The 18,062-nt window shown below is 56.7% G+C and carries 18 protein-coding genes; 5 read left to right on the plus strand and 13 right to left on the minus strand.

All coding sequences use genetic code 11. The features are described 5' to 3' along the window. Position 1: 1 nt before the first annotated feature. The 13 genes from pgmB to pspA all read right to left on the minus strand — a co-directional run bounded on the left by pgmB (position 2) and on the right by pspA (position 12,359). Complete coding sequence (gene pgmB, locus FHN83_RS25020) at positions 2 to 676, minus strand: beta-phosphoglucomutase (protein WP_139565314.1); 675 nt, start codon at positions 674 to 676, stop codon at positions 2 to 4. Continuing rightward, entirely contained in the window at positions 669 to 2,948 is a 2,280-nt protein-coding gene (locus FHN83_RS25025; RefSeq protein WP_139565315.1) for a glycoside hydrolase family 65 protein, read from the minus strand. Before FHN83_RS25025 ends, pgmB begins: the two co-directional genes overlap by 8 nt. Next, positions 2,942 to 4,000: a Gfo/Idh/MocA family protein gene (locus tag FHN83_RS25030; RefSeq protein WP_139565316.1), complete on the minus strand. Its 1,059-nt coding sequence runs from the start codon at positions 3,998 to 4,000 to the stop codon at positions 2,942 to 2,944. Before FHN83_RS25030 ends, FHN83_RS25025 begins: the two co-directional genes overlap by 7 nt. 11 nt (positions 4,001 to 4,011) lie before the next feature. Then, entirely contained in the window at positions 4,012 to 4,800 is a 789-nt protein-coding gene (locus FHN83_RS25035) for a sugar phosphate isomerase/epimerase family protein (protein ID WP_139565317.1), read from the minus strand. 17 nt (positions 4,801 to 4,817) lie between these two features. Beyond that, positions 4,818 to 5,870: a zinc-dependent alcohol dehydrogenase gene (locus FHN83_RS25040; protein WP_139565318.1), complete on the minus strand. Its 1,053-nt coding sequence runs from the start codon at positions 5,868 to 5,870 to the stop codon at positions 4,818 to 4,820. A gap of 28 nt (positions 5,871 to 5,898) precedes the next feature. Beyond that, complete coding sequence (locus FHN83_RS25045; RefSeq protein ID WP_032611132.1) at positions 5,899 to 6,741, minus strand: carbohydrate ABC transporter permease; 843 nt, start codon at positions 6,739 to 6,741, stop codon at positions 5,899 to 5,901. After that, positions 6,728 to 7,609, minus strand: coding sequence for a carbohydrate ABC transporter permease (locus FHN83_RS25050; RefSeq protein ID WP_039031881.1), 882 nt, complete (start codon positions 7,607 to 7,609; stop codon positions 6,728 to 6,730). The genes FHN83_RS25045 and FHN83_RS25050 overlap by 14 nt, the downstream gene beginning before the upstream one ends. Before the next feature lie 20 nt (positions 7,610 to 7,629). Beyond that, on the minus strand, positions 7,630 to 8,922 hold the full coding sequence (locus FHN83_RS25055) for an ABC transporter substrate-binding protein (RefSeq protein ID WP_139565319.1): 1,293 nt from the start codon (positions 8,920 to 8,922) through the stop codon (positions 7,630 to 7,632). A gap of 14 nt (positions 8,923 to 8,936) precedes the next feature. Then, entirely contained in the window at positions 8,937 to 10,634 is a 1,698-nt protein-coding gene (locus FHN83_RS25060; protein WP_139565320.1) for a sugar phosphorylase, read from the minus strand. A 188-nt stretch (positions 10,635 to 10,822) separates the two neighbouring features. Further along, positions 10,823 to 11,044, minus strand: coding sequence for a phage shock protein PspD (gene pspD / locus FHN83_RS25065; RefSeq protein ID WP_039031878.1), 222 nt, complete (start codon positions 11,042 to 11,044; stop codon positions 10,823 to 10,825). Between the two features lie 14 nt (positions 11,045 to 11,058). Continuing rightward, a complete protein-coding gene (gene pspC, locus FHN83_RS25070; protein WP_039031877.1) occupies positions 11,059 to 11,415 on the minus strand; it encodes an envelope stress response membrane protein PspC in 357 nt (118 codons plus the stop codon). Further along, the gene (gene pspB / locus FHN83_RS25075) at positions 11,415 to 11,639 is read right to left on the minus strand and encodes an envelope stress response membrane protein PspB (RefSeq protein WP_039031876.1); all 225 of its coding nucleotides are present in this window, start codon (positions 11,637 to 11,639) and stop codon (positions 11,415 to 11,417) included. Before pspB ends, pspC begins: the two co-directional genes overlap by 1 nt. Positions 11,640 to 11,690: 51 nt before the next feature. Beyond that, positions 11,691 to 12,359 (minus strand): phage shock protein PspA, encoded by a 669-nt coding sequence (gene pspA / locus FHN83_RS25080; protein ID WP_139565321.1) that lies wholly within the window; start codon positions 12,357 to 12,359, stop codon positions 11,691 to 11,693. 167 nt (positions 12,360 to 12,526) lie between these two features. On the opposite strand from pspA, the gene pspF reads away from it, so the two are divergent. The 5 genes from pspF to sapD all read left to right on the plus strand — a co-directional run bounded on the left by pspF (position 12,527) and on the right by sapD (position 18,061). Further along, a complete protein-coding gene (gene pspF, locus FHN83_RS25085) occupies positions 12,527 to 13,501 on the plus strand; it encodes a phage shock protein operon transcriptional activator (RefSeq protein ID WP_138369195.1) in 975 nt (324 codons plus the stop codon). An 88-nt stretch (positions 13,502 to 13,589) separates the two neighbouring features. Next, on the plus strand, positions 13,590 to 15,230 hold the full coding sequence (gene sapA, locus FHN83_RS25090; protein WP_139565322.1) for an ABC transporter substrate-binding protein SapA: 1,641 nt from the start codon (positions 13,590 to 13,592) through the stop codon (positions 15,228 to 15,230). Then, complete coding sequence (gene sapB, locus FHN83_RS25095) at positions 15,227 to 16,192, plus strand: putrescine export ABC transporter permease SapB (protein ID WP_039031872.1); 966 nt, start codon at positions 15,227 to 15,229, stop codon at positions 16,190 to 16,192. The genes sapA and sapB overlap by 4 nt, the downstream gene beginning before the upstream one ends. Further along, on the plus strand, positions 16,179 to 17,069 hold the full coding sequence (sapC, locus tag FHN83_RS25100; protein WP_039031871.1) for a putrescine export ABC transporter permease SapC: 891 nt from the start codon (positions 16,179 to 16,181) through the stop codon (positions 17,067 to 17,069). Before sapB ends, sapC begins: the two co-directional genes overlap by 14 nt. Beyond that, positions 17,069 to 18,061, plus strand: coding sequence for a putrescine export ABC transporter ATP-binding protein SapD (gene sapD, locus FHN83_RS25105; RefSeq protein ID WP_039031870.1), 993 nt, complete (start codon positions 17,069 to 17,071; stop codon positions 18,059 to 18,061). Before sapC ends, sapD begins: the two co-directional genes overlap by 1 nt. Position 18,062: the final 1 nt, after the last annotated feature.

Here is an 18,062-nt window from a genome sequence, read left to right on the forward strand (position 1 = left end):
GTTAGTTCCTTATCAATACCGTCCGGGAGGCCCAGAAATCGGTCAGACATTTCCAGGTCAATTCCCGCGTTGAACGAAGTTGTAGCCCCGCATGGTCCAGCCCGGGCCCAATCCCCACCGATAACATGCCCGCCGCGTTGATTGCCGCCACGCCAGCCGCGGCATCTTCAACGCCGATAGCCTCCTGTGGACGCACATTCAGCCCGGCGCAGGCCGCGAGGAAGATCTCCGGGTCCGGTTTGGAACGGGCAATGCGGGAAGCATCGGCGCAAAAATCAAACGCCTGCGCTATCCCCAGCGCTTGCAAAATTCCCGGGGCATTAAGGGATACGGAGGCCAGCCCAATCAGAACGTTCGCCGCGCGGATCTCGGCCAGCACCTCGCGGATGCCCGGCAGCAGTGACTCATGGGTCAGCGAAGCCAGCGACCGGACGTAGAGATCGTTTTTCTTACTCGCCAGCGCCAGGCGCTGCGGGTGGTCAAACGCCTGCTCTTTGCCACCGTGTCGCAGGATCCGCACCAGGGAGTCCATGCGGCTTATCCCCTTAAGCTCCTCGTTGAAGGTCTCGTCGATGGTGATGCCAGCCTCCTGCGCCACTTCATACCAGGCCAGAAAATGAAGATGGGCGGTATCGGTGATCACCCCATCCAGATCGAAAACAACAGCCTTAAGCATCGTGCCCACCCTCCGTGGTAGCGGTCCCAGTAACGGGCGTCATAAAGTCCCTGTAAGACCAGACCTCCCGCCCCGAAACGTTAAGAGTTTTTCCCCACAGGGTTAACGTGACGGGTGCCGTGGTGTCGATCGTTAAGAGATCGTCTTCAAGGGTGACGCGCAGCCTTGCGTTGCGCCAGCGCAGCGGGAAAGTGAGCCTGCGCCAGTGGGCAGGCAATTTCGGCGCAAGGTGCAACTCCCCTTCCACCACCTGCAGGCCAGCAAACCCCTGAATGACCCCGGACCAGATAGCCCCTGTTGCGGCAGCATGGATCCCCTCATCGCTGCTGTGCGGATCGTCACCCAGATCGATGGCGACGCCGTCACGCCAGAAGGCGTACGCCCGCTCCGTATCGCCACAACGCGCAAAAACAATTCCGTGAATGGCCTTGCTCAGTGAAGAGTCGTGGATGGTGCGTGGCTCGTAGAACGCCAGATTGGCGACACACTGCTGCGGCGTAAAGCGTTCCGGCAGCAGGTAGTTGAGCATCACCACATCCGCCTGCTTGAGGATCTGCATCTCGTTCACTTCTGCACGCGAGTAATCCAGCAGGATGGTCTGTTTACCGGCTTTGGCTTTATAGCGACTCAGGTCGATAGCCGGTTTCGCCATGAAAGTGTCATCCTGAGGCAGCACACCCTCGGCATTCGCTTCCGGCAGCCATAAACGCGTCAGAAAGCGATTAGCGTTTTCCGTAAAGCGCGCGTCCTCACGGCCGAACATCGTCATGAACCGGCGGGCGCTGGCGACATTATGCCAGGCGAGATAGTTGGTATAGGCGTTGTTATTGACGTGCTCCGTGTATTCATCCGGGCCAATCACATCATGAATTTCCAGACGCCCGTTGGCTTCTGTGGCGCGCCCCATCCAGAACGATGCTGTCTCCATCAGCAGCGTCAGCCCTTCATTGCGCATGAAGTCGTCATCGTGCGTTGCCTGCCAGTAAGCGACAACGGCCCAGGCGATATCCGCCACGATGTGGTGCTCAGCCAGCGCGGAGGCCACCTTCTGGCGTATCCCGGTGCGGATGTTAATTGCCGCGAACTCCGGCGTCTCTTCCTGGCCGCTTGCGGCACTCTCCCACGGGAACAGCGCACCCGGCCAGCCGTTACGACGGGCTTTTTCCCGCGCTCCCGGCAGGTTTAACCAGCGATAGCGCAGCAGGCTGCGGGCAACCTGCGGACGGGTAAAGAGATGGAACGGCAGCAGGAATATTTCGGTATCCCAGAAGACGTGCCCTTTATACCCTTCCCCGGTGAGCCCTTTGGCCGCAATACTGCTTCGCTCGTCATGGGCAGGCGTCATGGCGGTGAGATGCCAGACGGCATAGTCCAGCGCCCTCTGATCCCACTCCTGCGTCGAAGCCACCTCCACCCGGCTGTCGCGCCACACTTTCTCCCAGGCGCTGGCTGAACACGCCAGCAGTGTAGCGTATCCCTGTGACGCGCAGGCCTGGAGATCGGCCAGAGCATTACGGGCGAAAGTCTCCGTAGACAGCGCCCTGTCGCGTCGGTGAGTCACCCACACCAGTTTCTGCAGAGTGACAGTTTCCCCCGGCGAGGCGGTCAACGCATGATGCGCGGTGATGCGGCGATTTTTGGCGGTAAAGCTGCTGTCGCTGTCCTTTGAGAGACGACAACAGGCTGAGATCGCCACCTCTGCGGCACGATCCTGGGTTTCATACACCCCCTGCAGGTAGTGCTGGTCAAATACCCTGACCGAGATCTCATCCAGATGCTGCCTGCCGCTGTTGGTCTGGGTCGCATCGATGCCGGTTTTTAAAACAATCTGCGAGGACGCGTCCAGCGGGGTGATCGACAGTTGCATCGCCACCAGCGGTAGTGCATCCAGTGACACAAAGCGACGGCTTTCCAGACGATAGCGCCTGCCTTCAGGTGAGCGCCAGATCAGGCTGCGATGCAGTTCGCCGTTAGCAAAGGCCAGCTCGCGTTGCCAGCTCAGGATCTCCCCGGACAACAGGGTAAAATTCTTGCCATCCAGCTCAACTTCAATACCGGTAATATCCGGCAGATTAACCAGCTCGCAGGTCTCGTTACGCCCCGCGCGATGATACAGACCCGCAAGATACATCCCCCGGGTTTGCTGAGTGTATTCTTCTTCATGAGTGGCGCGAATGCCCATATAGCCGTTACCGCAGGCCATGATGGACGCGTATTTATTCAGGCTGTGTGGACAAAACGCCGGATCGGTTAAGAGAGACAGGTTCAGCATAACGTCACGCTTTCCCCTTTTTCCGCCGCTTCATACAGCGCAGCGACTAACTGCTGGATAACCAGCCCCTGCTCGGCATCGGCGATCATCACCGGCTCTCCCATCACGTGACGGACAAAGGCTTCCATGCTGCGTAAATGGCGCCGATCGTCAGCCTCTTCACGCTGGCTCAGGATATGTAAAACCCCCGCCTCGTCGTTATAAATGTGTGCCGGGAACAGCGTTGCTCCGGCTTTCTCACCGCAGAATGAGACATTCATGATCGACTGCTCGCGGATATTGAGCGCAAACGACGTGTCCAGACGCAGCACGCCGCCATTGCAGAACTCAATGGTGCCAAACAGGGCATCCTCCACGGTGAACTGAGCGGGATCCCACTCACCGAACTGGCCGCTGTTTTTACGGTTCCCCAGCTTCTGGAAACTGTGCGCCGTCACCCGTTTGACTGCCGGGAAACCCAGCACATACATTGCGGCATCAAGCATATGGATGCCGATATCGATCAGCGGCCCACCGCCCTGTAGCGATTTGTTGGTAAAAACGCCCCAGCCCGGCACACCGCAGCGGCGCAGCGCCTGCGCCGTGGTGAAGTAAATTTCACCGAATGTCCCGTTCAGCACCGCCTCGCGCAGCAGCTGCGTGTCGAGCGCAAAACGGTGGTGGAAATCATACGCCAGCACTTTTCCCGCTTTGCGCGATGCGATGCGCATCCGATCGGCCTGCTGCGGCGTCATGGCGGGCGGTTTTTCACACATCACATGGCATCCGGCCTCCAGCGCCGCCATGGCGTGTTCAAAGTGGAAGCGGTTCGGTGAACAGACGCTCACCACATCAGGCTTGACCTCCCGCAGCATCTCTTGCGCGTCCTGCCATGCCGAAGGGATAGCATGTCGCTGTGCAAACGCCTGAGCCTGTTCGAGGCGGCTGTCCATGACAGCCACCATCTGAACATCACTGCGGGTGGCGTAATACGAGGCATGCACTTTGTCTGCAACCTGCCCGGCGCCAATAATGGCGACACGCAGAGGCAAAGGTGTTGAAGCACTCATCACGCTGCTCATCCTTAGCATTCACGCAAATAATTGAGTGAGTCCTGATAAGCCCGGGCAGGATCGTCGGCACGCACACGGCATTCATAGACCACGTAACCCTGATAGTTGTCAGCGCGTAACTGATCGAACAGGGTGGCAAAGTCCAGGCTGCCGCTGCCCGGCTGATAACGATGGTTATCGGCAATGTGCACGTGGCCCAGCAGATCCCGGTTCTGGTGCAGGGCATCCGTTATCGCGTCTTCTTCAATGTTCATATGATAAAAATCGCCGATGATCTCAACGTGTTTGAGGGCGTTCTCTTCGATATAGCGACGCGCGTCGGCCAGGGTGTTGATCATGTGGTCCTGGTAGCGGTTCAGCGGCTCCAGATAGACGGTCGTCCCGGTGCGCGCCGCCACCTCATCCAGCCAGCGCAGCGAGGCGCTGACCGCTTTGCGATCGCCGTCGAGGCTGCGCGGTGAGGTCATCGGCGGCAGACGGAAGGTAAACATTCCCCAGGCGGCGGGCACGATAATCCCCTTCCCGCCCACCTCGGCGAGCGCTTCCAGAATACGTTCAATCTGCTGTAAACCGTTAAGGCGACGTTCTTCGATGAAGTCCCCGATCCAGCCGTCATAGCCGCCACAGGCCGTGGTCACGGGTAAGCCGGTGGCCTTGATGGCCGCTTTAACCTCGTCGAGATTATCCACCAGCAGCCTGCCGTCAATCTCATAGCCATCAAATCCCATGGCTTTGATGTACAGGAATTTTTCGAGGATCGTGGTCGGGAAAAAGGCCTGGTTTTGCGTTGCGATTTTCATTAATTGCTCTCCTTAGCTTAGAAAGTGACGCCCATTTTGATGCTCAGCTCCGGGTGCCGGTCGACATACTGCATGTAGCTCTCCGCGCTGGTCGTGAACGTCACCACCGGGTCGATCAGATCCTCGCAGTTGAGATAACCGTTCATCAGCAGTTCCCAGCAGGTCTCTTCGATACGCTTGCGGTCCCAGCGCGGATAATCCGGATTTGGCTCGCTGCATGCGCGGGAGAAAACGATCTTCGCATTATTGAAATGGGCTTCACGTCCTAAGTTGAACCCTTCTGCAAAGGGCTTCGCGAAGGCGACATAGGAGATCGTTCCACCGTAGGCCAGGCCACGCAGGGCAGACTGCAGCGCATCGGCATAGCCGCTGGTTTCGATAATGACGTCGGCCCCCTGCTTACCAGTCAGTTTTTTGATCTCCAGTCCGACATCAGTATTTAGCGGGCTCAGACAGTAATCCGCCCCGTTACGGCGGGCGATATCGCAGCGGTGTGCAACAGGATCGACCCCGATGACCACGGAAGCCCCGGCTTTTTTTGCCAGCTGGATGGCAATCTGGCCGATCGCGCCCAGACCGACCACCACCACGAAATCACCGACCCGCACGTTGGCATCGCGAACGCCACTCATGGCGAACTGCGCCGGGTCATAGCAGACGGCATTTTTCCACGAGGCGCCCTGCGGCATTTTGCGCAGCTTGTAGTTGTTGACGGCATTGACGATCACCGTCTCCTGTAACGGCCCGTAGCAGCAGACGCTGTCGCCGATCTGGTACGCCGTCACATCAGCACCGCATTCGACGATCTCGCCCACAATCATATTGCCCAACTGGAACTTGCCGAATTCGATCCCACGGGCTGCGCCTTCTTCACGCGGGGTAAACATCTGCCACTCCGCGTTGAACTCTTCATCAATAAAGGGGCTTGCCGCCCGAAAATCCACCACTTCGGTGCCGTGCTTCGGGGCACCAAAACGGGCGCGAATTTTTACTTCGTGTGCCGCAACCGGACGATCTTCATACTCCACCAGCGCTGCCACACGAGGCGCTGTCGCTACTAACTTTTTCATGACCTACTCCTTGATTAACCTGGCCGCCTCAGCCCTTAACGCCACCGGCGGTCAAACCACTTTTAATAAAACGTTCAGACAGCGCATACATGATCACCACCGGCAGTGCCGTCACCAGCGAGGCCGCCATCATCCGCCCCCAGATGTAATCCGGGGTGCTGAAGAGCGTGTTCAGCCCAACTGGCAGGGTGAAGTTGCTGGCGCTGGAGAGGAAAATGGAAGCAAACAGATAGTCGTTCCACGCCACCATGAAGCAGTAGACAAAGACCGAGACCAGCCCGGAAATGGCCAGCGGCACGGTGATGCGAAAGATGATTTGCAGCCGGTTGAGGCCATCCATCATCGCGGCTTCTTCTATCTCGTCCGGAATGGTGTCGAAATAGCTGCGCAGCATGAATACCGCCGTCGGCAATGTCTGGGTCACCATGGTAATGATCAGCGCCAGTTCGGTGTCATAGATGCCTAACGCGGTGATAATTTTGAACAGCGGCACCACCAGCAAAATGCCGGAGAACATATAGACGGTGTAAAAGCTCGCATTGATGGTCGCCCGGCCTTTGAAACGCAGTTTGGACAGGGCGTACGCGCCAAGCGTGCCGAGGAAAACGGCAATAACCGACGAGGTGAGCGACACCACCATGCTGTTGCGGAAGTAATCCACAAACGGGAAGATCAGCGGATTAAAGATGTCGACATAATGCTGCAGCGTCCACGCCTGCGGCAGAATGGTCGGGTGCAGCGATATCGCCTCCTTCGCGCTTTTGAATGAGGTCATCAGCATCACGAAGAACGGGAACAGCGTGATAATCAAAAACACCGCCAGTCCCAGATAAAAACCAATACGGCCCAGTACGCGTTTATTTGTTGCCATTGAGGTTTACCCTTTTTCTGGTCAGCAGAATGACGGCGAAGATGATCACAAACAGCACCACAGAAATAGCGGCGGCTTTCCCGAGGTCGTTGAAGGCAAAGGCGGTTTTGTAGAGATAAACGCCCAGAATATCGACCTTGGTGGTCAGCAGATACACATCCGCAAACATGTAGAACATCCAGATGGTTCGCAGGGTGATGACCGTGGCCAGCACCGGCATAATCGCCGGCAGCGTGACGATGCGAAACCTCTGCCAGGCGTTGGCTCCGTCCATCTCTGCCGCTTCGTACAACGACTTATCGATGGTCTGCAAAATCGCCAGGAACGAGATAAAGGCGTACGGGAAATAGCGCCAGATGGCGAACAGCACCACCAGCACAAAACTGCTGCCCGGGTTGTCGAACCACAGCGGGGCCTGGTCATAGAGATGCAGCAGATCCACCCCCAGGTAGTTCACAATGCCGTAGCCGTTGTTGAACATGTACTTCCAGGCGAACACCAGCGAGATCGACGGCGTCACGTAGGAGAGGATCACCAGGGAACGCGCCGTTTTGCGCAGGCGAAACTCCCGGTTAAAGAAGATGGCGACGGCCAGCCCCAACCCGGTACTCCCCAGCACCACCAGCGCCGTATACCAGAAGGTCATCCATAACGAGTGCCAGAAGGCCGGGTCACTCAGGATGCGGATGTAGTTATCCAGCCCGACAAACACGGCGCTCACCCGCGGATTTAACGGCAAGCGTAAGAAACTGATTTCAATGTTGGAAATCATTGGCCAGGCCACCAGGCCCCCCAGCAAAATCAGGCTGGGGGCCAACAGCAGCATGGCGAAAGGCATATCTGAACGACCAGAAAACAACGTCTTCATAATTCCCTTCCGCAGCGCGCCTATCGTTGTGGAATTAGGTCAGTCAGTCGCTTCTGACTGTTGCTTAACGTTGCGCTGAGGTCCTGTTGCCCCACCGTCACGTTATGCACCATAGAGCTGATGATGCCGGACCCCGTTACGTCGCCCATGCGGGTGAAGTTCTTGTCGCCCACCGCGCCAAACACCTGCACATTCGGGAACTGCGAGATCAGTTCGTAAGGCAGCTGGCCAAAGGCTTTAATCACCTCGTTGTTTTTCCAGGTATCGGTACCGACCACCAGCTTATTCACCGGCAGCGCGGCGCCCGGAGACATCATCACCCAGTCCGTGGCGTTTTGAGCCTGCTCCATCCAGATGACAAACTTCTCTGCCGCTTTGGTCTCTTCTTCGGCCTGTCCGGTGGTGATGGTCAGCGACGTGACCATGCCGTAGACGGCGGAAGATTTTTCAGTCGGCACGACAAACCCAAGGTTGGCGGGATCTCCATCTTTGTAGACCGCCGGAAGGATATAGGTGGAGTAAACGGCCATCGGCGCAGAGCCGTTCATAAAGGCGTCCTTGATCTCCATAACGTCGTTCGAGCCCGGCATGGTTGTTGCTGCCAGACGTTTATAAAACGCCAGCGCGTTGGACATTTCCGGTGTATCGATTTCGACATCGCCTTTGGCATTAAACACGTTTGCACCACCCGAGAGGGCAAACTGCGAGAACGCTTGCTCCGTCATGACGCTTTCCGCGGTTGGCAGGGCGATGCCGTAATGTTTTTTGGCCGGATCGTTGAGCTTCTGGCTGGCTTTCAGCAACTCTTCCCAGTTATGTGGCTCCTCAATGCCCGCAGCCGCGAGGACATCTTTGTGATACCAGACGCCGGACAGCCAGGCGCTGATGGGCACCCCTGTCCAGGCTTCGCCGTCTTCCGTGCGCACCACCCGCAGGATGCCGTCGTAGAAAGTGTTTTCGCCCACGGCTTTAATGGCTTCGCCGATCGCCACGCGATCCAGCAACTGCTCCTTGTCCATGACCTTGGCGTAATCATGGCTGACTTCGATCACTTCAGGCAGCGCGCCGGTACGAGCCAGGGTAATCACCTTGGTGTTGTAGGCATCCTCTTCCACCGGGACCTGTTTCACCCTGATGGATGGATTCTCTTTTTCGAATTTCTCAATCAGTTTGGTGATAACTGCCTGACGCTCCTGTTCCACCGACGAGTGCATAAACTCGATGGTGACCGACGTTTTTTTATCTTCCTTGCAGCCTGTTAACAGGGCGCACGAAACCAGTGCTGATATCAGCACAATCCTGGGCATTTTCATTTTTAAGGTCCTTTTTAGTTTTCTTTAATCCACATGACCTGCCATGGATTAAGGGTCAGAGTAGTACCGTTAATAGCGTTTCCGGCGATCAATTCCCTGCCGGTATTAATATCTGTATAAAGGTTTTGATATTGATTGCTGAAGTTAAACAAGGCCGTAATGCGCTCGCCGTTCGTTGCGGTGCGAATAATCTTAAAAATATGCTCACCGACGGTTTCAAACATTGCTTCACTGTCCGGATGGAATGCTTTTTCCGCCCGGCGCAGCGCGATTAACTCGCTTAATTTATGATATATACCATGTCGGATATTATTATGATCAACGAGCTCGCCGTCGATTTCCCCGGCAACGTATTTTCTGCGGTTAATCGCCCTGTTATATCCCAGACGCTCAACTCCGCCATAATCATTACGTGAACCAAGAATACTCTGAATATAGATTGCCGGAACGCCAGGGAAACTTAATAGCACAGCGTGCGCCAGTATAAATCGGGCTATGCGTTGATGATTGTCACTCTCCTTATGGCTTAGCGCATCGAGATAAGTGACATTTATTTCATACGGGCTTCGCGTGCCATCAGGATTATTTTTCCAGTTAACCAATGCACCTTCATTCTGGAGTAGTTCTACCAGAGAGAGAATTTCGGTCTCAGGTAAGATACCGCGTAGCGGATTGAGACCTATGCCGTCGTGCGACGCCAAAAAGTTGAACCAGGTAGTTTGCTGCGAAGGCAGCTTCAGCGATGCCGCCCACTCGCAAAGAGCCCGGACATCCTGACGATGAACGGCATGCAGGACAAGCGGAGGTAATGAGAACTGATACACCATCTGCGCTTCATTTTCGCCATCACCAAAGTAAGAGATGTTGTCTTTGTGCGGTACGTTGGTCTCGGTGATCAGCACCGTGCCCGGCGCTACCCTGTCAGAAATGGCGCGGAAAAGCTGGATAAGACGGTGGGTATTCTCAAGATGAATGCAGCTTGTGCCTGGTATCTTCCACATAAACCCGACAGCATCCAGACGGATATAGCTCGCCCCTTCAACAAGGTAATGAAGCAGCACATCCACCATTGCGATCAGCACCTGAGGCGAGGCGAAATTGAGATCGACCTGGTCCTCGCTGAAGGTGGTCCACAGGTGTCGGACGGTTCCGTCATGAAGGGTGAAAGGCGTCAACAGCGGCAATGCCCGGGGGCGCGTGACAGCCGACAGGTCGGTTTCAGGATCGACTGAAATAAAGAAATCTTCATAGCCAGGCGTTTGATTAAGATAATTTGCAAACCACTGACTTTTTGCCGACATATGGTTGCACACGAAATCAAACATTAAATTAGTTGACTGCTTTAATTCAGCAATATCATTCCATGTTCCAGTTTCAGGGGCGACGGCGTGATAATCAATCACGGAAAAACCATCGTCAGAAGACCAGGGATAAAAAGGCAGAAGATGGACATGAGAAAAGGAACGAGCCAGCCACTCATTATAAAATTGGGTAAATACCGGCAGTGCTCCCTTCCCTTTCGCAGTGAACTGATCGGCATAGGTAATCAGGACAACATCTTTTTCATCCCAACCCGTTTTACGCTTTTCAGTAATTACAGAGCAAGCTTTTTCGATTTTCTCAAACAGCACAGCCAGGTGCGCTTCAGAAAAAGAACCCCCGTAAACCAAACTGATTAAATCGTTAATTTTAGTGTTCACATTGTTTTCCATGGTAGCGGTCCCACGGAATGGCAATCTACTCCCATGAAAAATGTCTGTCAACGGACCAGCAGGCAGAAAAAGAGGTTCGCAAACCAGCTCAGCGCATTAATGTGAACTGCCGCAAATAAAGAGGGAAAAACGGTGAAAAGCGTTACAAGTCCTTTCCGGATTAAGGAAAGGACTCATTCAATGGGGGATCAGGAGAAATAACGGCGGGAAACGCGGGTCGCGAGCTTCTTCAGTAACGGTTCCAGCGCGACGGCCAGCAACATTCTTACCGGCTTACGGGCGACCGATTTAATTGCCCAGCCCGCTACGCCCGCCGGGCCGTAACGCAGTGCGGTCAGTAATACCAGTTTCCCTGCGATTTTCATGCCCGGCTTAACGCGCTGCCCGGCCTGTTGCCAGCGTTGGTTCATATCAGGTCTCTCAGTTAAAGCTGACGAAAACGGCTTCGCAGCGTAAAGGTGTCCGAGGTGACGTACCGCTCCATTTCCCGCAGGCGCTTTTCGCCTGCCGACAGTTCGGCATCCACCGCATCCAGTAATTCACTGCTGGTGGGGGCATTTTCATCGCTCATCGCGCCGTCCGGCATCGGGTCCAGCACGAAGGATAAGATGATATAGGCCACCAGGGTAATAAAGGCCAGGCCAAAAAAAATGGAGAGCACCGTCACCACGCGTACCAGTTTCACCGGCACGTCGAGGTAATGCGCCAGCCCGGCACAGACGCCGCGTACCATCCCCTGCTGGGGTATACGCCATAATTTTTTATTCAGGTTCAGAGCCATTAGCGATCCCTCCAGTTCGGATGTTCCGCATCCAGGATCGCTTCCAGCGCCTGAATACGTTCGCGCATTTTATTTGCGTCCTGAGTTAATTGCGCCAGGCGCTGGTGTTCGCTTTGCGACAGCTCTCCCCGGGAAGAACGGTTACTGTAGTGCAGCCACAACCAGATCGGCAGGACAAACAGCACGAAAATGGTCAGCGGAATGGCAAGAAAAAGCGCGCTCATGTCTACTCCTTGTTTTATGAGTGGCGGCGCCAGCAGGCGCCGCAGTCGTTATTATTGATTGTCTTGTTTCATTCTGGCCTTCAGTGCGGCCAGTTGCTCGCTGATTTCATCATCCGCTTTCAGATCGGCAAACTGCTGATCCAGCGTTTTCTGTTTGCCAAAGCTGTGGCTTTCCGCCTCGGCTTCCATCTGATCGATACGGCGTTCAAAGGACTCGAAGCGGGCCATCGCTTCGTCAATCTTGCCGCTGTCGAGCTGACGGCGCACGTCGCGCGAAGAGTTGGCGGCCTGGTGACGCAGCGTCAGGGCCTGCTGACGGGCACGGGTTTCGCTCAGCTTGTTCTCCAGCTCCGCAATCTCTTTCTTCATGCGAGTGAGCGTTTCATCCACCAGGGTCACTTCCTGCTCCAGGGTAGCGACGATATCGGTCAGCTTCTGTTTTTCGATCAGCGCAGAGCGGGCCAGATCGTCTTTATCTTTGCGCAGCGCCAGCTCCGCTTTTTCCTGCCATTCGGCCTGCTGGGCGTTCGCCTGCTCAATACGGCGCGTCAGCTGTTTCTTTTCGGCCAGCGCCCGGGCAGAGGTAGAGCGCACTTCGACCAGCGTATCTTCCATCTCCTGAATCATCAGACGGACCAGCTTCTGCGGATCTTCCGCCTTTTCCAGCAGCGAGTTGATGTTGGCGTTCACGATGTCGGCAAAACGAGAAAAAATACCCATAATTGAATCCTCACATTTTCTGTTATCGGGCTGAGCCCTGCTGTTTAGCTAATACAATTCCCGTGCCAGTTTTTTATCTTGTTGATTTTACGCAAGGTGATTGCTTTTTCGCCCATTCCGCCCTACTCTCGCTTAGTGAATCACACCAATAAGTGGTTAATTTCATCATGGCTGAATTCAAAGACACATTACTGGGGGAAGCCAACAGCTTTCTCGAAGTGCTGGAGCAGGTCTCCAGGCTGGCGCCGCTGAATAAGCCAGTGCTGATTATCGGCGAGCGTGGCACGGGTAAAGAGCTGATTGCCAACCGCCTTCATTACCTCTCCGGGCGCTGGGATGGACCCTTTATCTCCCTGAACTGCGCCGCGCTGAATGAAAATTTGCTCGATACCGAACTCTTTGGCCACGAGGCGGGGGCCTTTACCGGCGCGCAGCGTCGCCATCCCGGCCGCTTTGAACGCGCCGATGGCGGCACGCTGTTCCTGGATGAGCTGGCGACCGCCCCGATGCTGGTGCAGGAAAAATTGCTGCGGGTCATTGAGTATGGCGAACTGGAGCGCGTGGGCGGCAGCCAGCCGCTGCAGGTAAACGTGCGCCTGGTGTGCGCCACTAACGCCAACCTGCCGGAGATGGTCGAGCAGGACAGGTTCCGTGCCGACCTGCTGGATCGGCTGGCGTTTGACGTTGTAAACCTGCCGCCGCTGCGCGAACGGCGCAGCGATATCATGCTGCTGGCCGAGCAGTTTGCCATTCAGATGTGCCGCGAGCTGGGTCTGCCGCTGTTTCCCGGCTTCAGCCAGCACGCCCGGGAAACGCTGCTGGACTACCGCTGGCCGGGCAATATTCGTGAGCTGAAAAACGTGGTTGAGCGCTCCGTCTACCGCCACGGCAGCAGCGAAACCGAGCTGGATGAGATTGTGATCGATCCTTTTCATCGTCCCGCGCGGTCGCCTGTCAGTAAACCTCAATCTGCAAGCCCCACTCTGCCGCTGGATTTGCGACTGTTCCAGCAGGAACAGGAGAAGCAGTTGCTGGAACAGAGCCTGCGCGAGGCGAAATTTAATCAGAAACGCGCGGCTGAACTGCTGGGCCTGACCTACCATCAGTTAAGGGCATTGCTCAAAAAGCATCAGATGCGCTGAGATATTCAGCACTTATCCGCAGACATTTTTACGAAGCAGGTGTAAGTGCGATACACTTTGCAGATCGTCACTAAAAACCTTAAAAATTATGCGTCTGGTTTTCTCATCCCTGATTGCGCTCGGTCTGCTCAGTAGCCAGGCCTTTGCCGCGCCTGAGCAGGCGGATAGCGCGGATATTCGCGACAGCGGCTTTGTCTACTGCGTAAGTGGGCAGGTCAATACCTTCAATCCGCAAAAAGCGAGCAGCGGCCTGATCGTCGACACCCTCGCCGCCCAGCTCTATGACCGCCTGCTGGATGTGGATCCTTATACCTATCGTCTGGTGCCGGAGCTGGCTGAAAGCTGGGAAGTGCTGGACAGCGGTGCCACGTACCGTTTTCGTCTGCGCGATGACGTCAGCTTCCAGACCACACCGTGGTTTAAGCCCACCCGCAAACTCAATGCGGATGATGTGGTTTTCACCTTCCAGCGCATTTTTAACCGCAACCATCCGTGGCACTACGTTAATGGCGGCAACTTCCCCTACTTCGACAGCCTGCAGTTTGCCGACACGGTGAAGAACGTGCGCAAACTGGATAACCGAACGGTGGAGTTCACCCTGGCGCGCCCGGACGCCTCTTTCCTGTGGCATCTGGCGACGCACTACGCCTCGGTGATGTCTTCTGAGTACGCCACCCAGTTGACCCTGCAGGATAAAATGGAGCTGATGGACCGCCAGTCGGTAGGCACCGGGCCATTCCAGGTTGAGGAGTACCGGGCCGGGCAGTACGTGCGTCTGGCGCGCCATGAGAAATTCTGGCGCGGCACGCCACTGATGCCGCAGGTGGTGGTGGATTTAGGCTCCGGCGGAACCGGACGTCTGTCGAAACTGCTCACCGGCGAATGCGATGTTCTGGCATGGCCCGCCGCCAGCCAGCTCACCATCCTGCGCGACGATCCGCGCCTGCGTCTGACCCTGCGCCCGGGCATGAATATCGCCTATCTGGCCTTCAACACTAACAAGCCGCCGCTGAACAACCCGGCCGTTCGCCACGCCCTGGCGCTGGCGATCAATAACCAGCGCCTGATGCAGTCCATTTATTACGGTACCGCCGAAACTGCCGCCTCAATCTTGCCCCGCGCCTCGTGGGCTTACGATAGCGAGGCTAAAATTACTGAATACAATCCGGATAAATCACGCGAACAGCTGAAGGCGCTGGGGGCTGAAAACCTCACCCTGCAGCTGTGGGTACCCACCAGCTCCCAGGCCTGGAACCCCAGCCCGCTGAAAACCGCCGAGCTGCTGCAGGCAGACCTCGCGCAGGTGGGGGTCAAGGTCGTGATTATCCCGGTAGAAGGCCGTTTTCAGGAGGCGCGCCTGATGGACATGAACCATGATTTGACCCTGACAGGCTGGGCGACAGACAGTAACGACCCGGACAGTTTCTTCCGTCCGCTGCTGAGCTGTGCGGCGATTGATTCCCAGACCAACTACGCCCACTGGTGCAACCGCGAGTTTGACGACATCCTGCGTAAAGCGCTGTCGACCCAGCAGCTGGCGGCGCGCATCGATGCCTATGATGAAGCGCAAATTATTCTCGCCAAAGAGCTGCCGGTGCTGCCGCTGGCCTCGTCCCTGCGGCTGCAGGCTTATCGCTACGATATCAAAGGCCTGGTGCTCAGCCCGTTTGGTAATGCTTCCTTTGCCGGGGTTTCCCGCGTGAACCAGGAAGAGGTGAAAAAACCGTGATTATTTTTACCTTACGTCGGCTGCTGTTGCTGCTGATCACCCTGCTCTTCCTGACCTTTGTCGGTTTCAGTCTGAGCTACTTTACCCCTCACGCGCCGCTCCAGGGTGCTTCGCTGTGGAATGCGTGGTGGTTCTGGTTTGAAGGGGTGCTGCACTGGGACTTCGGCGTCTCCAGCATTAACGGCCAGCCCATCGCCGAGCAGCTGAAAGAAGTGTTCCCCGCCACCATGGAGTTGTGCATCCTGGCCTTTGGCTTTGCGCTGGTCGTGGGGATCCCTGTCGGAATGCTCGCCGGGATCACCCGCAACAAGTGGCAGGACAAGCTGATCAGCGCGTTCGCCCTGCTCGGGTTTTCGGTTCCCGTCTTCTGGCTGGCGCTGCTGCTGACCCTCTTTTTCTCGCTGACGCTGGGCTGGCTGCCGGTGTCCGGGCGTTTTGACCTGCTGTACGCGGTGAAAACCGTGACCGGATTCGCCATTATTGACGCCTGGCTCTCAGATTCGGTCTGGCGGCATGAGATGATCATCAGCGCCGTGCGCCACATGGTGTTACCGGTGCTGGCGCTCGCCGTGGCACCGACCACGGAGGTGATCCGCCTGATGCGCATCAGCACCAGCGAAGTCTTTGATCAAAACTATGTCAAAGCTGCCGCCACGCGCGGGTTGTCGCGGTTTACCATTTTACGTCGCCACGTGTTGCATAATGCCCTGCCGCCGGTGATCCCGCGTCTTGGCCTGCAATTTTCCACCATGCTGACGCTGGCGATGATCACCGAGATGGTCTTCAGCTGGCCCGGCCTCGGTCGCTGGCTGATCAACGCCATTCGCCAGCAGGACTATGCCGCGATCTCCGCGGGCGTAATGGTGATTGGCGCGCTGGTGATCATCGTTAATGTGATATCCGATATTCTGGGCGCTATGGCTAACCCGCTGAAACATAAGGAATGGTATGCCTTACGATAGCGTATACAGTGAAAAGCGCACGCCCGGTGCGTTGCGCACCGTGTGGCGTAACTTCTATGGCGACACCACGGCGATGATCGGCCTGTACGGCTGCGGCGGCCTCGCGCTGCTGTGCATCCTCGGTTCCTGGTTTGCGCCCTACGGCATCGACCAGCAGTTCCTCGGCTATCAGCTGCTGCCGCCGTCCTGGTCACGCTACGGCGAAGTCTCCTTTTTCCTCGGCACCGACGACCTCGGGCGCGATGTGTTAAGCCGTCTGCTGAGCGGTGCCGCGCCGACGGTGGGCGGCGCCTTTGTGGTCACGCTGGCCGCCACGCTGTGTGGTCTGCTGTTGGGCATTGTTGCCGGCGCGACCCACGGTCTGCGCTCGGCGGTGACGAACCATATTCTTGATACGCTGCTATCGATCCCCTCGCTGCTGCTGGCGATTATCGTGGTGGCTTTTGCCGGACCGCACCTGACCCACGCCATGTTTGCGGTGTGGCTGGCGCTGCTGCCGCGCATGGTGCGTTCGGTCTACAGCCTGGTGCATGATGAGTTGGAAAAAGAGTACGTGGTGGCCGCCCGTCTCGATGGCGCTACCACCCTGAATATTCTGTGGTTCGCGGTGCTGCCCAATATCGCCTCCGGGATGGTCACGGAAATTACCCGCGCCCTGTCGATGGCGATCCTCGATATCGCTGCCCTCGGTTTTCTCGATCTTGGCGCACAGCTGCCCTCTCCGGAATGGGGCGCAATGCTGGGCGACGCGCTGGAACTGATCTACGTAGCGCCCTGGACGGTGATGCTGCCGGGTGCGGCAATTATGATTAGCGTATTACTGGTGAACCTGCTTGGCGACGGGATCCGTCGCGCCATTGTGGCGGGGGTGGAATAATGCCGTTACTGGATATTCGCAATCTGACGATTGAATTTAAAACCGGCGAAGGCTGGGTCAAAGCGGTCGATCGCGTCAGCATTACCCTGAGCGAGGGCGAGATCCGCGGGCTGGTGGGCGAATCGGGGTCGGGCAAGAGCCTGATTGCGAAAGCGATCTGCGGCGTGGCGAAAGATAACTGGCGCGTCACCGCCGACCGTATGCGTTTCGATGATATCGACCTGCTGCGCCTTTCCGCTCGCGAGCGGCGTAAGCTGGTAGGTCACAACGTGTCGATGATTTTCCAGGAGCCGCAATCCTGTCTCGATCCGTCGGAGCGGGTAGGCAAGCAGCTGATGCAGAACATCCCCGGCTGGACCTATAAGGGCCGCTGGTGGCAGCGTTTTGGCTGGCGCAAACGCCGGGCCATCGAGCTGTTACACCGGGTGGGGATTAAGGATCATAAAGACGCCATGCGCAGCTTCCCGTATGAGCTGACCGACGGTGAGTGTCAGAAAGTGATGATCGCCATTGCGCTGGCCAACCAGCCGCGCCTGCTGATCGCCGACGAACCGACCAACGCCATGGAGCCCACCACCCAGGCGCAAATTTTCCGCCTGCTCACCCGGCTTAACCAGAACAACAACACCACCATTTTGCTGATCAGCCATGATCTGCAGATGCTGAGCAAATGGGCGGACAAGATTGACGTGATGTACTGCGGACAGACCGTAGAGACCGCCGGCAGTGAAGACCTGATCACCACACCGCATCACCCTTATACCCAGGCGCTGATCCGTGCTATCCCCGATTTTGGCAGCTCCATGCCGCATAAAAGCCGCCTGAATACTCTGCCGGGCGCTATTCCGCTGCTGGAGCACCTGCCGATTGGCTGTCGTCTGGGACCGCGCTGTCCGTATGCTCAGCGTAAATGCATTGAAACCCCGCGCCTGGCCGGGGCAAGGAACCATCTGTATGCCTGCCATTTCCCGCTGAACATGGAGAGAGAGTGAC

This window comes from Leclercia adecarboxylata (assembly GCF_006171285.1).
Classification (GTDB): Bacteria; Pseudomonadota; Gammaproteobacteria; order Enterobacterales; family Enterobacteriaceae; genus Enterobacter; species Enterobacter barmai.